Annotated in this window: 8 protein-coding genes; 4 read left to right on the top strand and 4 right to left on the bottom strand. The window is 70.2% G+C overall.

Annotation, left to right across the window (positions count from 1 at the left end; translation table 11 throughout):
- Positions 1-98: 98 nt before the first annotated feature.
- From BCD49_RS14720 to BCD49_RS14705, 4 genes are all read right to left on the bottom strand, one after another.
- The gene (locus BCD49_RS14720; protein ID WP_007520237.1) at positions 99-1022 is read right to left on the bottom strand and encodes a hypothetical protein; all 924 of its coding nucleotides are present in this window, start codon (positions 1020-1022) and stop codon (positions 99-101) included.
- A complete protein-coding gene (locus tag BCD49_RS14715) occupies positions 1019-1690 on the bottom strand; it encodes a TerD family protein (RefSeq protein ID WP_007520238.1) in 672 nt (223 codons plus the stop codon). The genes BCD49_RS14720 and BCD49_RS14715 overlap by 4 nt, the downstream gene beginning before the upstream one ends.
- 289 nt (positions 1691-1979) lie before the next feature.
- The gene (locus tag BCD49_RS14710) at positions 1980-3125 is read right to left on the bottom strand and encodes a DUF475 domain-containing protein (RefSeq protein ID WP_035927421.1); all 1146 of its coding nucleotides are present in this window, start codon (positions 3123-3125) and stop codon (positions 1980-1982) included.
- Between the two features lie 477 nt (positions 3126-3602).
- Positions 3603-4178, bottom strand: coding sequence for a TerD family protein (locus BCD49_RS14705; protein ID WP_007520242.1), 576 nt, complete (start codon positions 4176-4178; stop codon positions 3603-3605).
- 1555 nt (positions 4179-5733) lie between these two features.
- Between BCD49_RS14705 and BCD49_RS14700 the strand changes: the two genes are divergently transcribed.
- The 4 genes from BCD49_RS14700 to glgB all read left to right on the top strand — a co-directional run bounded on the left by BCD49_RS14700 (position 5734) and on the right by glgB (position 14178).
- Entirely contained in the window at positions 5734-7719 is a 1986-nt protein-coding gene (locus BCD49_RS14700) for an alpha-1,4-glucan--maltose-1-phosphate maltosyltransferase (RefSeq protein ID WP_198939438.1), read from the top strand.
- Positions 7716-9431: a maltose alpha-D-glucosyltransferase gene (gene treS, locus BCD49_RS14695; protein ID WP_007514760.1), complete on the top strand. Its 1716-nt coding sequence runs from the start codon at positions 7716-7718 to the stop codon at positions 9429-9431. The genes BCD49_RS14700 and treS overlap by 4 nt, the downstream gene beginning before the upstream one ends.
- Positions 9432-10121: 690 nt before the next feature.
- Complete coding sequence (locus BCD49_RS14690) at positions 10122-11630, top strand: maltokinase N-terminal cap-like domain-containing protein (RefSeq protein ID WP_051466227.1); 1509 nt, start codon at positions 10122-10124, stop codon at positions 11628-11630.
- Positions 11631-11796: 166 nt separating this feature from the next.
- A complete protein-coding gene (glgB, locus tag BCD49_RS14685) occupies positions 11797-14178 on the top strand; it encodes a 1,4-alpha-glucan branching protein GlgB (RefSeq protein WP_083401453.1) in 2382 nt (793 codons plus the stop codon).
- Positions 14179-14521 lie beyond the last annotated feature (343 nt).

Genomic DNA, 14521 nt, shown 5'->3' with positions numbered 1-14521 from the left:
CGCCACCGTCCCTTCTGGCGCGCCGCGTCCCCTACGGTCGTCGACCCGCCTATTCCGTCCTTTGTACCTAGCGCGACCGAGCCACCCGTCACCAACCCCTATCTGTGGCGGTAGACCTCGGCCTCGGCGGGGCGGAGCACGGTCGAGGTGCCACGCACGAAGCCAGGCCGCACGCCGCGGGCGATGGTGCGGTCACGCGCGGGCTCGTCGGTGCCGATGCCGCGCAGCGCGAGGTGGCGCGTCGGATCGAACTGACTGCCCGGCACGGCGATGTAGGGCCGCACATCGGCGGCGATGTCGAGCACCTGCAGGAGCTGCTTGCGCAGAATTCCCGCCACGCTCTGCGGGTCGTCCGCGCCGAGGCTCGACATCTGGTCGTGCAGCCTGATCAGGCCGCGCAGCAGCGGGGCCATCGCCTCGGTCAGCTCGCCCTGGCGCAGCCGGGTGTTCTCCTCGTGCAGCCGGTCGACCAGCTCGACGTCATGCCGGCGCAGCCGGGCGAGCTCGTCTACCCGGCGGGCGAGCGCGGCCAGCTGCCCGGCCAGGTCGCCGACGGCCCCGCCCGGCGGGGTCGGCGGACCCACCGCGAGCCCGGCCGGCATCCCCCCGGCCACCCGCTCGCCACCCGGAGGGGTGAGAGGCCGCTGGGGCGGCGCGCCCCAGTCCGGGCCACCACCCGACGGCTCGTCGCCTCGGTCGTAGCTGTCGTAGGACCCCGCCTCGAAGGGCGGCCGGCCGTCGAGGGCCCCACCGGTCCGGCCCGGCATGCCCCGCGGGTCGGAGATCGGGTTGGAGATGTCGACAGCGCTCCCGGCCGCGGGCTTGCCGCGCCCCCCGTCGGACGTCGACATGATCGGCAGCGTCGTCGGTGAGCCGCTGGGGCTCCCCAGCCCGGGGAGCCCCGCCACGTCGCCGTCGTCCGGCCCGGCGCCCTGGCCCTGCCCGGACGGCCCGACTGGGTCCAGCCCGGGGAACCAGCGGCCGGACCGCTCGCGGCGGCGACGGGAGTGCGGCTCGGTCACTTGCGGCCCGGAGTCCAGTTCAGGCCCCAGTTGTAGAGGGCGTCCAGCTGGCGGTGGCCACCGACGTACCGGACCTCCCGGCTGACGGTGAAGTCGCCGGCGCCGTTGTTGGTGAGCAGCGCGATCGCGCACATCCGGTTGCCGCCGGCCTGCTCGTCGAGGCGGACCTCGATCGGCGCGCCCTGTGCCGGGGTCAGCGTCACGACCGCGTCGGCCTGATCGAAGGACGCGACGCCCTCGTAGATGAAGGCGAAGATCAGGACCCGGCGGATGTTGGCCGCCTGCGCGAGGTTGACGTAGAGGTTCTCACCGCCGGTCGCCGCACCCGTGCGGTCGTCGGCGTCCAGCACGACGAAGGGCGGCGCGTCGAACGACCCGAAGCTGTTGCCCAGGGCCTGGACCACGCCGGACTGGCCGTTGGACAGCTCGAACATGGCGGCGAGGTCGAGGTCGATCCCGTTGTTCGCGCCGAGCACGCGCTTGAGGAATCCGCCCTTCTGGGGGGCGGAGCCCGTGTTCCAGTTGAGGTTGACGTGCAACCGCCCGCCGCCGCCCTGCTTGGAGAGCGATACGGAGGGAGCGGACTTGGTGAGGGTGACCTTGCTCAGGGACACGCCGGGCGCCGCGCCAGGCGTGTCGCTCGGACGCTTCGAGTAGTCAATTGCCATGTCCGCTCCTTTGCGGTGTCGTCCGCGACGGCCCGTCGGATCGGGAGGACCGGGGGCGGCCCCAACGCGGACCTTCCGGCCAGCACCGGCCCGACGACCCCGTCAACCATTCTGCACAGCGGTAGAAGGTGTGGAGTACCGCCATCACGGCCCGGCCGGGAGGGACTTCCTCCCGGCCGCGCGGCCGGGCCGTGCACGGGCACGGCACCAGCCGCCGGCTAGAGGACCGCGGATGGCCTTACCGTTTGACCGTTGGCCGCCTTCGCGCGCGGCCCCGGGTCGTACGCGGTCAGGACTTGGCGCCGACCGGTTCCGGCGCCTCCTGCTCGCCAGCCTCGTCGCCTTCGTCACGGTTCGCGTTGCGGTGTCGCATCGACGACAGCAGGGCGATACCGATGAAGGCGACACCGATCAGCCCGGTGACGATCTCGGGAACCTCGGTCTCGATCGACACGGCGAGAATGACGGCGAGCGCGCCGATCGCGTAGTGAGCACCGTGCTCCAGGAACACGTACTCCGACAGYGTTCCCTGCCGCACCAGGTAGACGGTGAGCGACCGGATGTACATCGCGCCGATGCCCAGGCCGGCGGCGATGATGAAGATGTTCTGCGAGATGGCGAACGCGCCGACGACGCCGTCGAACGAGAACGACGCGTCCAGGACCTCGAGGTAGAGGAAGAGGAAGAAGGCCGCCTTCCCCGTCGCCTGGACCACGCCGCCGCGCGGGGCACCGGTGGCCGCGACAGCGCCCGGCTCCGCGTCGCCGTCCTCCTCCTCGGCCCCGATCCCCTGCGCCTCGAAGAACTCACCAAGGCCGCGCACACCCAGATAGGTCGCGAGGCCCGCGAGCCCGGCGACGAGGACCTGCTCGGTATGGCCGTCGGAGAACGCCTCGCCGACGACGAGCAGCGCGACCAGCCCGAGCACCACGGGAATGACGTCGAGCTGGCCGGCCTTGCGCAGCGGCTCCTCGATCCAGCGCAGCCACTGGACCTCGCGCTCGGGGTCGAACATGAAGTCYAGGAAGATCATGAAAAGGAAGATGCCGCCGAAGGCCGCGATCGCCGGGTGGGCGTTGTGCAGATGGCCGGCATAGGTGAACCCGTCACTCACCTTGTCCGAGTTGACCGCCAGGTCGATGACCTGTATCGGCCCAAGATGCGCGGTGAGCGCGACCACGACGATCGGGAAGATCAGCCGCATCCCGAAGACGGCGATGAGCACACCCACGGTAAGGAAGAGCCGCTGCCAGACGGGGCTCATCCGGCCCAGGATGGTCGCGTTGATCACCGCGTTGTCGAACGACAGGCTGATCTCCAGGACCGCGAGGATCGCCACGATCGCGGCGGCGTGCCAGCCGCCGAGCACTCCGGCCGCCGCGATGACCACGGCGGTTATCGCGAAGGACCAGCCGAAGATCCGCAAGATGTGCACCAGTACCAGCACCTCCGCGGACCGGTTGAGGAAGGTGGCCGGCGGGCACCTGGCACTGCGGCTCCGGTCCGCCGGAGTCCGCCGCACCGCCGTCACTGGCGCCGCCGTCTGTCGCGCCGCCCCGAGCGCCCGGTCCTCCGCCCGCGCCTGGCGGCGCCGAGTGGCTCCGGCGAGCTGGGCCACGGGCCGAACGACCTTCGACACGCTCGTGGTACCTGCGCGGCTCTCGGCATCGTAGCCAGCACCACGGAGGACAAAGGTGACAAGCGGGCGACACGACGCCAACAATCACGATCCCAGCCAGGACCGCCACCCTCGGACTGCTATCCGCCACCGTGCGCCACCGTGCCATGGACGCGGGCGACCACCCGGATGACGCTCAGCTCGGTGGTCCGAGAGCCCTGAAAGACCTGGTTCCTGCCGGATCAGCGAAGATGATCCGGCAGGAACCGGAAGGCCAGGTGCTCAGACGTTCGCTCAGACGTTGACGCCGTAGTCCTGCGCGATGCCGCGCAGGCCGGTCGCGTAGCCCTGGCCGACCGCGCGGAACTTCCAGTCGCTGCCGTGCCGGTAGACCTCACCGAAGATCATGGCGGTCTCGGTCGACGCGTCCTCGGACAGGTCGTAGCGAGCGATCTCGGCACCGCCGAGGTCGTTGACGATCCGGATGAAGGCGTTGCGCACCTGGCCGAAGCTCTGCTGACGCGCCTCGGCGTCGTAGATCGACACCGGGAAGACAATCTTGTCGATTTCCGCCGGCAGGTTGGCGAGGTTCACCTTCACCTGCTCGTCGTCACCCTCACCCTCGCCGGTGAGGTTGTCGCCCTGGTGCTCGATCGCGCCGTCCGGGCTCTTCAGGTTGTTGAAGAAGATGAAGTACTGGTCGGAGAGCACCCGGCCGTCGGCGCGGCAGGCGATCGCGCTCGCGTCCAGGTCGAAGTCGCTCCCGGTCGTCGTCCGAGCGTCCCAGCCGAGGCCGACGATCATGCTCGTGAGACCAGGCGCCTCCTTCGACAACGAGACGTTGCCACCCTTGCTGAGGCTGACTCCCACTGTGTTTCCTCCCGCTGTCCGTGCGGACGGGGCTTCGGCGCCCCGAGCACCCTAGCCCCGGCTCGCTGCCAGTGTGATCGACAGCCTATGCCCATAGGTGGGCAGACCAGACGCTCGCCCGCTTGGGCGGCATCCACCGGGACCTCTATGAGCCATACGAATGATGGCGGCCCGGAAGTTCCCAGCGCGGGCGGCGCGCCGAATTGGTGGTTCGCTCCGTTGGGGGATCGGGGCCGGGGCAGAAGGTTGTTGCCTGGTTCGCTCCGTCCGGGCGGCGTGCTGTGTCTCTGGTTCGCTCCGTCCGGGCACGGCCCTCCGGCAGCCCGCTCGCCTGGCGGCTCGCGGGCTACCTCCGGGCCGCGGGGTTCCTGCCGGATCGGCGGAGCTTGCGGAGTCGATCTGGCAGGTCCGCCTCCTGCGCTCACGTGCGCTCCGGCGACCTCCGCTGCGGCCCAACCACGTTCGCTTCGCTCCGTGGCCGGGCCTCCGCGGAGGCGCGCCTCCGCGCCGCACGGTCACCCGCCGCTTAACGTCACCCATCCGAAGCAGTCCCATCCGTAGGGCCACTTCGCTGCGCTCGTGGAGTGCCTAACACGGTGATCGTCGAGCAATCCATACCCATCAGGCGCGAAGACCGCCCCACGAGCGCAGCGAAGTACCCATATGAACACGGTGGTTTCGGTTAGTGACGTCCCAACGCAAGGTGACCGCTCTGGCGCGGAGCCCGCCTCCACGGAGGCCGCCCACGAGCGAAGCGAAGTGCCTACATGAGCGCTGAGGTTTCGGGTTGGTGACGATCAGCGGTAAGTGACCACGCGGCGCGGAGGCCCGCCCACAAGCGAAGCGAAGTGCCCACATGAGCGCTGAGGTTTCGGGTTGGTGACGATCAGCGGTAAGTGACCACGCGGCGCGGAGGCCCGCCCACAAGCGAAGCGAAGTGCCCACATGAGCGCTGAGGTTTCGGGTTGGTGACGATCAGCGGTAAGTGACCACGCGGCGCGGAGGCCCGCCTCCGCGGAGGCATCCCTACGAGCGAAGCGACGTAGGGGTGCCGCAGCGGAGGTCGCCGCAGCGCACGTGAGCGGAGGAGGYGGACCTCCCAGATCGACTCCGCAAGCTCCGCCGATCCGGCAGGAACCCCGCGGCGCGGAGGTCCCGTGGGAGCGAAGCGAGTACGGGGCCGGARCGCCGTGCCCGCACGGAGCGAACCAGAAACACAGCTACCCGAACGTGCCATCGGCCTGGGGCGATTCGCGGCGGCTCGGGGCCTGACCAGCGGCGACGAGGCCGTGGTGGGCGKGGATGGCCGTGAGGGCGGCGACTTCGGGCGAGCGCTGCGCACATCTGGTGGCAGATACGCGGTTTCGTYGGCCCAACCTGGGAACATCAAGCACGGGCCGACCGACCCCTTGGCGCGAACGCACCCAGGGTACGCCCTCCCGGCCCACCACATTGGGGCATCCGGTGGTCTCACGCAGTTCACGTTGGGGTGTCGCCATTTGCCATCTGGGAGGCGGATCATTGGGGCGTGGTCCGCCTGGATAAGGTCGATGTGATGATCGGACGTTCAGTAGGCCGGGTCGTCATCTCCGACGTCACCCCGGCCGTCTCGTGTGGCCGTTGGCCCTCGCGCGCGGTGATCGGCGAAACCATCACCGTAGGCGCTACCGTGTTTCGGGAAGGTCACGACCTCATCGGGGTGAACGCGGTGCTGTCCGGCCCAGACGGGCTCGGCGCACCGTTCACTCGGATGCGGCTCGTCGCGGCCGGAACCGATCGTTATGAAGCCGATCTCACCGTCACCGCGCAGGGGCTGTGGGGCTTCCGGATCGAGGCGTGGGCAGATCCCGTCGCGACCTGGGTGCACGGCATCGAGCTGAAAGTGGGTGCCGGGCAGACCACCGACGAGCTCGCCGTCGACTTCGAGGACGGTGCGCGCCTGCTGCTGCGCGCGCTGCCCGGAGTACCCGAAAGCGACCGGGCGGCTGTCGCGCGCGCCGCCGCGGCGCTGCGGGACGACTCCGTCGACGACCCCTATGCACGTATCGACCCGGCGTGTGACCCGGAGCTCACCGACCTGCTGGCCCGCTACCCGATGCGGGAGCTGGTGACCCGCTCGCCGCTGCACCGGGTCTGGGTGGACCGCGAGCGCGCGCTCTATGGGAGCTGGTACGAGCTCTTCCCCCGGTCTGAGGGCGCCTCGCTGGACCCGCCCCGCTCGGGCACCTTCCGCAGCGCGGCGGAGCGGCTGCCCGCGGTCGCCGAGATGGGCTTCGACGTGGTCTACCTGCCGCCGATCCACCCGATCGGCGAGGTGAACCGCAAGGGTCCGAACAACACCCTCGTCCCCGGGCCGGACGACCCGGGCTCGCCCTGGGCGATCGGCAGCGAGCACGGCGGCCACGACGCCGTGCACCCCGACCTGGGGACGCTCGAGGACTTCGACGAGTTCGTCGCGCGGGCCCGCTCGCTGGGCATGGAGGTGGCGCTCGACCTGGCGCTCCAGTGCGCTCCCGACCACCCGTGGGCCAAACGGCACCCGGAATGGTTCACGGTGCGCTCCGACGGTTCGATCGCGTACGCCGAGAACCCGCCGAAGAAGTACCAGGACATATATCCGCTTAACTTCGACATGGATCCGGCGGGTATCTACCAGGAGATTCTGCGGGTGGTCCGGCACTGGACCGCGCATGGTGTGCGTATATTCCGGGTGGACAACCCGCACACGAAGCCGGTGGAGTTCTGGGAGTGGCTCATACGCGAGGTGAAGGCGACGGAGCCGGACGTGCTCTTCCTCGCCGAGGCCTTCACCCGGYCGGCGATGATGCAGACGCTGGCGAAGGTGGGATTCACCCAGTCGTACACCTATTTCACCTGGCGCAATGCGAAGTGGGAGCTCGAGGAGTACGCCCGCGAACTCGTCGAGGGCGCGTACTACATGCGGCCCAACTTCTTCGTGAACACMCCGGACATCCTGAGCGAGTACCTGCAGCACGGCGGCCCGGCGGCGTTCAAAATCCGCGCGGCGCTGGCGGCGACCCTCTCCCCCACCTGGGGCGTGTACGCCGGGTACGAGCTCTACGAGCGCGTGCCGGTACGGCCGGGCAGCGAGGAGTACCTCGACTCGGAGAAGTACCAGTACCGCCCGCGCGACTGGGCCGGCGCCGAACGCGCCGGGGCGTCGCTCGCGCCTTACCTGCGCAGGCTCAACGCCGTCCGGCGTGCCCACCCGGCGCTGCACTGGCTGAGCAACCTGCATCTCCACCATGCGGACGGCGACGAGATCATCGTGTACTCGAAACGATCCGGGACCGGACCGGACGCCGACGTCGTGCTAGTCGTCGTCAACCTCGACCCGCATGCTGCCCGGGAGACGACCGTGCGACTTGACATGCCCGCCCTCGGCCTCGAGTGGTGGGACACCTTCGACGTCCGGGACGAGATCACCGGTGCCACCTACACGTGGGGCAGGGAGAACTACGTCAGGCTCGACCCGTTCGTCGAGCCGGCACATGTGCTGACGCTGGCGCGACGCTCGTGACTGGCGACGGGGAGGCGGGGGCCGGCCCGGAGACCGGCGCCGAGCCGCTGCTCGGCGACCGGCTTTCGAGCGACCCCCTCTGGTACAAGCGGGCGGTCTTCTACGAGGTGCTGATCCGGGGCTTCGCCGACTCCAACGGCGACGGCACCGGTGACATCCGCGGGCTCATCAGCAAGCTGGACTATCTGCAGTGGCTCGGCGTCGACTGCCTCTGGCTGCTGCCCATCTACGAGTCGCCCCTGAAGGACGGCGGCTACGACATCTCCGACTACTTCCAGATCCTGCCGGAGTTCGGAGACCTCGGGGACTTCGTCGAGCTGGTCGACCAGGCGCACAGGCGGGGCATCCGGATCATCGCCGACCTGGTGATGAACCACACGTCCGACCAGCACCCCTGGTTCCAGGCGTCGCGGGCGGACCCGGCGGGCCCTTACGGCGACTTCTACGTCTGGTCGGACACCGACGACCGGTACCCGGACGCCCGGATCATCTTCGTCGACACGGAGAAGTCCAACTGGACGTGGGACCCGGTGCGCGGCCAGTACTACTGGCACCGGTTCTTCGCCCACCAGCCGGACCTGAACTTCGACAACCCCGACGTCCAGGACGCCATGCTGGAGGTCCTGCGCTTCTGGCTGGACCTGGGGATCGACGGGTTCCGCCTCGACGCGGTGCCCTACCTGTACGTGCGGGACGGGACGAACGGCGAGAACCTGCCGGAGACCCACGACTACCTGCGCCGGGTCCGCAAGGAGATCGACGCCAAGTACGCGGACCGGGTCATGCTCGCCGAGGCGAACCAGTGGCCGTCGGACGTCGTGCAGTACTTCGGCAACGACGACGAGTGCCACATGGCGTTCCACTTCCCGCTGATGCCGCGCATCTTCATGGCGGTGCGCCGCGAGTCGCGCTACCCGATCTCCGAGATCCTCGCGCAGACGCCGGCGATCCCGCCGAACTGCCAGTGGGGCATCTTCCTGCGCAACCACGACGAGCTCACCCTGGAGATGGTGACCGACGAAGAGCGCGACTACATGTACACCGAGTACGCGAAGGACCCGCGTATGAAGGCGAACATCGGCATTCGCCGTCGGCTCGCCCCGCTGCTGGACAACAGCCGCGACCAGATGGAGCTGTTCACCTCGCTGCTGCTCTCGCTGCCCGGCTCCCCGGTGATCTACTACGGCGACGAGATCGGCATGGGCGACAACATCTACCTGGGCGACCGGGACGGTGTGCGTACCCCGATGCAGTGGTCGCCGGACCGCAATGGCGGCTTTTCGAAGGCCGACCCGGCGCGGCTTTACCTCCCACCGATCATGGACCCGGTCTACGGCTACCAGGGCCTCAACGTCGAGGCGGGGCAGCGGCTGTCCACGTCGTTCCTGGCCTGGACGAAGCGGATGATCGAGGTGCGCAAGCGGCACCATGTCTTCGGCCTCGGCGGCTTCGAGGAACTGGCCGCGTCGAACCCGTCCGTGTTCGCCTATGTGCGCACCCTCGGCGACGACCGGGTGCTGTGCGTCGCGAACCTCTCCCGGTTCGCCCAGCCGGTCGAGCTGGACCTGCGGAGATTCGAGGGAATGGTCCCGGTGGAGCTGCTCGGCCGCGTGCATTTCCCGCCGATCGGCGAGCTTCCCTACCTGCTCACCCTGCCCGGCCACGGCCACTACTGGTTCGCGCTCACGGCGGCCGGGGAATTCACCCCCTGAACGAAGGGCGCGTTGCGCCCGGTCCATCGGGCCGCGCGGCCGGTGGCCGCGCCGGATCGCTGGTGCCGGGAGAACTCGATGGGTTCTGGTTGAGTCAGAGCCGACCGTAGGCTGCGCTTGCCTACGGTCGGGCACGGCCGGCCATCCCCGGGAAAATCAGTTGAACAAGTGCTGTCTCCCGGCYGGCATGTCCGTTAGGTTGACTGACAGGCAGCATGCCCGTTCCGGTAGGGCCCACCACRGCCGCTGGCGAAGGCCGGCTCCTGGTGGGCCGCCGCATATGTCGGCAGAAGGCGACCCTGTGCGCCCCGGGCGGCTGCCGGCCATCGACGTCGAGTTCGACTCCAGCTGGACCGAGAGTGGGCAGCCGGAACGGTCGCCGCAAGGTCACCGGTCTTGGTTGGCCTATCGGGGGAACCACTGAACTGAACAGCGCTTACATCCGATGCATGCGGGGAGTACCTCCTATACCGATCCGCCCGCTCTGAGATCGGTTCGTTCGGGTTCGCCCGGTCGACGGGGCGGATCGTGGACCCGGCGGATCGGCCTGGCCGATCCGGCGGAGCCCGGACCCGCGGCGCCGGGGACGACGGCTCTCCGGTGGTGCGACCAGCGCGGCATCCGGTCGCGCCGCCCCTGGACCTGTGACATCGCGTAGGCCTCCGGCAGTGCGACGAATCCGTGATCGCAATGCCTCGGGCCAAAGGGAGGTCGACCGTGCGAGACCATTCCGAGCTGGGGTCTCTGCTGGCAGAGTGGCTGCCCAAACAGCGCTGGTTCGCGGGCAAGGGCCGCCCCGGTCCGCGGCTGGAGATCCGTCAGGACATCGGGATCTCGGACCGGCTGCGCCACCTGGTCGTCGAGGTCCGGTACGAGGACGGCGGCCCGGCCGACACCTACCAGGTCCCGCTGGTGATCCGGCCAGACGCACCGCACGGGCACACCGGCTTCCTGCTGGGTGAGTCGTCGGGCGGGCTGGTCTACGACGGGTTGCACGACCCGGACGGCAGCGCCGCGCTGCTCGACTTCCTCGCCGCCCAGTGCGACCGCGACGGGCTGTCGGCGCATGCCGTGACTCAGCTGACCGCGCTGCCCGCGCACTCCGTCGGGGCCGAGCAGTCGAACACGTCGATCGTCTATGGCGAGGCCTACATCCTGAAGGTGTTCCGCCGGCTCTGGCCTGGCGTGAACCCGGACCTCGAGGTGACCAGGGCGCTGGCCGCCGCGGGCAGCCCACACGTAGCCCGCCCGCTCGCCTGGCTCGAAGGGCGCCTACCCGGCCCCGCCGCCGCGACCTCCGAGGTCGCGACCTCCGAGGTCGACAGCGCCACCGCCGAGGGCACGGCGGCGGGCACCGAGACCGCCGTGACCGGCGGTCAGCCGGAGGAGTTGACCACCTTCGCGTTCATGCAGGACTTCCTGCGAAGCGGCACCGAGGGCTGGAAGCTCGCACAGACGAGCGTGCGGGATCTCTACGCCGAGGGCGACCTGCACGCCGACGAGGTCGGCGGCGACTTCGCCGGCGAGTCCGAGCGGCTGGGCCAGGCCACCGCCGAGGTGCACACGCTGCTCGCCCGCTGCTTCCCCGTCGTCGAGGTCGACCAGGCGGCGTTGCGCGCCACGGCCAGCCACCTGCATTCCCGCCTCGACGTGGCGCTCGAGGGCGTCCCGCGGCTCGCCCCCTACGAGGCCGGCGCGCGCGCCGCCTTCGAGGCGCTGGCCGCCGAGACGTCGGCGCCGCCGTTCCAGCGGATTCACGGCGACCTGCACCTCGGCCAGGCGCTGCGCACCGACGCCGGCTGGGTGCTGTTCGACTTCGAGGGCGAGCCGGCCCGGCCAGTGCCGGAGCGGCGCCGGCTGGCCTCACCGCTTCGCGACGTCGCGGGCATGCTCCGCTCGTTCGACTACGCGGCCCAGTCCATGTTGCTGGAGCGCCAGGGCGAGCAGGGGCTCGGCCAGAGCGCCCGTGAGTGGGCCGACCGCAACCGGGGGGCGTTCCTCGCCGGCTACCAGGCAGGCAGCGGTCTCGACCTGGCGGCGTTCGAGGTCGTGCTACGGGCGTTCGAGCTGGACAAGGCGATCTACGAGGTGCTGTACGAGGCGCGGCACCGGCCGACCTGGATTGAGATCCCACTCGGCGCGGTGCGCCGACTGACCTCGCTGCACCCGCCGCTGGCGACGAAATCGGCCGGGGTATGAGATCCGCATCAGCCTCGCGTGGCGGCCCCGTTCCGGGGGCATGCCACGCGGAACCGCCAGGGGACGGGCTGGCAGGCCCGGTCGGGCCCGCAGGCCCGGTCGCGCGGCCCACGGCCGCCGCGACGAGAGATTTGGTCACGTAAGCCGCACAAGCTTGGGAGAAGTAGTGATCGACACCGACGACGGTCGCCCCAGGCCATCGGCCGCCGGGCCGGCCCGCGAGAAGGTATCGGCAACGGCCGGGCAGGCCGCCGGCCCAGACAGGCAGGCAGGCCAGTCGCCGGCCCCCGAGAGCCGCCCGCCGGCCTCGTTCGCCGCGCCGGCGGTCCTCGCCCCGCCACCCAGTGTCGACGTGCCCCGCGCCGAGCTCGATCGCCTGGTCAATGGGCGCAACCACGACCCGCATGGCGTGCTGGGCGCCCACCCGGCCGGCGACTGGACGATCGTGCGGGCCCTGCGCCCGGACGCGGTGGGCGTCTGGGTGCTCGTCGGCGACGAGCGGTACGAGGCGACGCGGCTGCACAGCGGCGGCGTCTTCGCCGTCGCCGTCCCCGGGCGGGAAGTGCCGAGCTACCAGCTCGAGGTCAGCTACCCCAACGCGCGCTACGTCGTCGATGACCCCTACCGGTACCTGCCGACGGTCGGCGAGATCGACCTGCACCTGATCGGCGAGGGCCGCCATGAGCGGCTGTGGACCGTGCTGGGCGCGCAGGTGCGCCGTTACCCGTCCGAGGACGGCCGGGTGGTCACCGGGGTCAGTTTCGCCGTCTGGGCGCCCAACGCCCGCGGTGTGCGGGTGGTCGGCGACTTCGACTTCTGGGACGGCCGGGCCTTCCCGATGCGCTCGCTGGGCCACACCGGCATCTGGGAGCTGTTCGTGCCCGGCATCTCGGCCGGCACCCGTTACAAGTACGAGATCCTCGGCTTCGACGGGGTCTGGCGGCAGAAGGCCGACCCGATGGCTATGCACACCGAGACTCCACCGGCGACGGCCAGCGTGGTGTACGAGTCCGACTACTCCTGGTCGGACGAGACGTGGATGGCCGAACGCGCCGGCACGCCGTGGCACGCGGCGCCCGTATCCGCGTACGAGGTGCACCTCGGCTCGTGGCGCCGTGGCCTGTCCTACCGGCAGCTGGCCACCGAGCTGGTCGACTACGTCAAAGAGGCCGGGTTCACCCACGTCGAGCTCCTCCCGGTCGCCGAGCACCCGTTCGGCGGCTCCTGGGGCTACCAGGTCTCCGCGTATTACGCGCCGACGTCCCGGTTCGGCAGCCCCGACGACTTCCGCTACCTGGTGGACGCGCTGCACCAGGCGGGCATCGGCGTGCTCGTCGACTGGGTGCCCGCGCACTTCCCCCGGGACAACTGGGCCCTCGGCCGGTTCGACGGCACACCGCTGTACGAGCACGGCGACCMGCGCCGCGGCGAGCACCCGGACTGGGGCACCTTCGTCTTCGACTTCGGCCGCTCCGAGGTGCGCAACTTCCTGGTCGCGAACGCCCTGTACTGGTTCGAGGAGTTCCACATCGACGGGCTGCGGGTGGACGCCGTCGCCTCGATGCTCTACCTCGACTACTCCCGGCCGGACGGCCAGTGGCTGCCGAACATCCACGGCGGCCGGGAGAACCTGGACGCGGTGGCGTTCCTGCAGGAGGTCAACGCGACGGTCTACCGCAAGGCGCCCGGCGCGATGATGATCGCCGAGGAGTCGACGGCCTGGCCAGGCGTGACCCGCCCGACGCACCTCGGCGGGCTCGGGTTCGGCTTCAAATGGAACATGGGCTGGATGCACGACACGCTCGACTACATGACCAAGGCACCCGTCTACCGGATGTACCACCACCACCAGGTCACGTTCTCGATGGTCTACGCCTACTCCGAGAACTACATGCTGCCGTTCAGCCATGACGAGGTCGTGCACGGCAAGGGCTCGCTGCTCAACAAGATGCCCGGCGACCGCTGGCAGCAGCTGGCGAACCTGCGCGCGCTCTATGCGTACATGTGGGCGCACCCCGGCAAGCAGCTGCTGTTCATGGGCAGCGAGTTCGCCCAGGAGCGGGAGTGGGACGAGGCGACGACGCTCGACTGGTACCGCCTCGACGACCCGGGCCACCGGGGCGTGCACCGCCTGGTCGCCGACCTCAACCGCGCCTACCGCGCCACGCCGGCGCTGTGGACCCGCGACAACGACCCGAGCGGCTTCGGCTGGATCGACGCGAACGACGCCGAGAACAACGTCCTGTCGTTCCTGCGTCTCGGCGACCAGCCCGCCACCGGCCAGAGCGACGGCGACGGGGCGACCTTGCTCGCCTGCGTGACCAACTTCTCCGGCGCCCCGCACTACGGCTACCGGCTCGGACTGCCCCGCGCCGGGCGCTGGCAGGAGGTGGTGAACACCGACGCCATCACCTACGGCGGCGCCGGCCAGGGCAACCTCGGCGCCGTGTACGCCACCGAGGAGCCCCACCACGGCCAGCCCGCCTCGGCCCCCCTCACCCTCCCCGCCCTGTCAACCATCTGGTTCGCCTACGACGGCGAGGAGTAGGGGCCGCCGCGCCAGAGACGCCTGTCCCGTCCGGCTGTGGACCGGCCCGTTTCAAGCGCAGAGCAACCGAGCTGGCGCGGAGGTGCGCCTCCGCGCCAGCTCGGTTGCGTCACGCTTGGACGTTGTGAGACCACGGCAGGCCGTGCGGGCGGCATTCAGTGGTGGGTGACCGTGCGGCGCGGAGGCGCGCCTCCGCGGAGGCCTGCCTACGAGCGCAGCGAAGTAGGCGGGCCGCAGCGGAGGTCGCCGGAGCGCACGTGAGCGGAGGAGGACGCGGCGCGTAGGTCCCTTGGGAGCGAAGCGAGTAAGGGACCGTAGCGCCGTGCCCGGACGGAGCGAACCA

The sequence above is a fragment of the Pseudofrankia sp. EUN1h genome, from assembly GCF_001854645.1.
Classification (GTDB): Bacteria; Actinomycetota; Actinomycetes; order Frankiales; family Frankiaceae; genus Pseudofrankia; species Pseudofrankia saprophytica.
This window is presented reverse-complemented; position numbering and strand designations above follow the sequence as displayed.

What these genes read in the sequence shown, in the direction of transcription:
- BCD49_RS14715 (WP_007520238.1), bottom strand. Translation starts at nt 1,690, where the DNA reads ATGGCAATTGACTACTCGAAGCGTCCGAGCGACACGCCTGGCGCGGCG.
- BCD49_RS14690 (WP_051466227.1), top strand. Translation starts at nt 10,122, where the DNA reads ATGCCTCGGGCCAAAGGGAGGTCGACCGTGCGAGACCATTCCGAGCTG.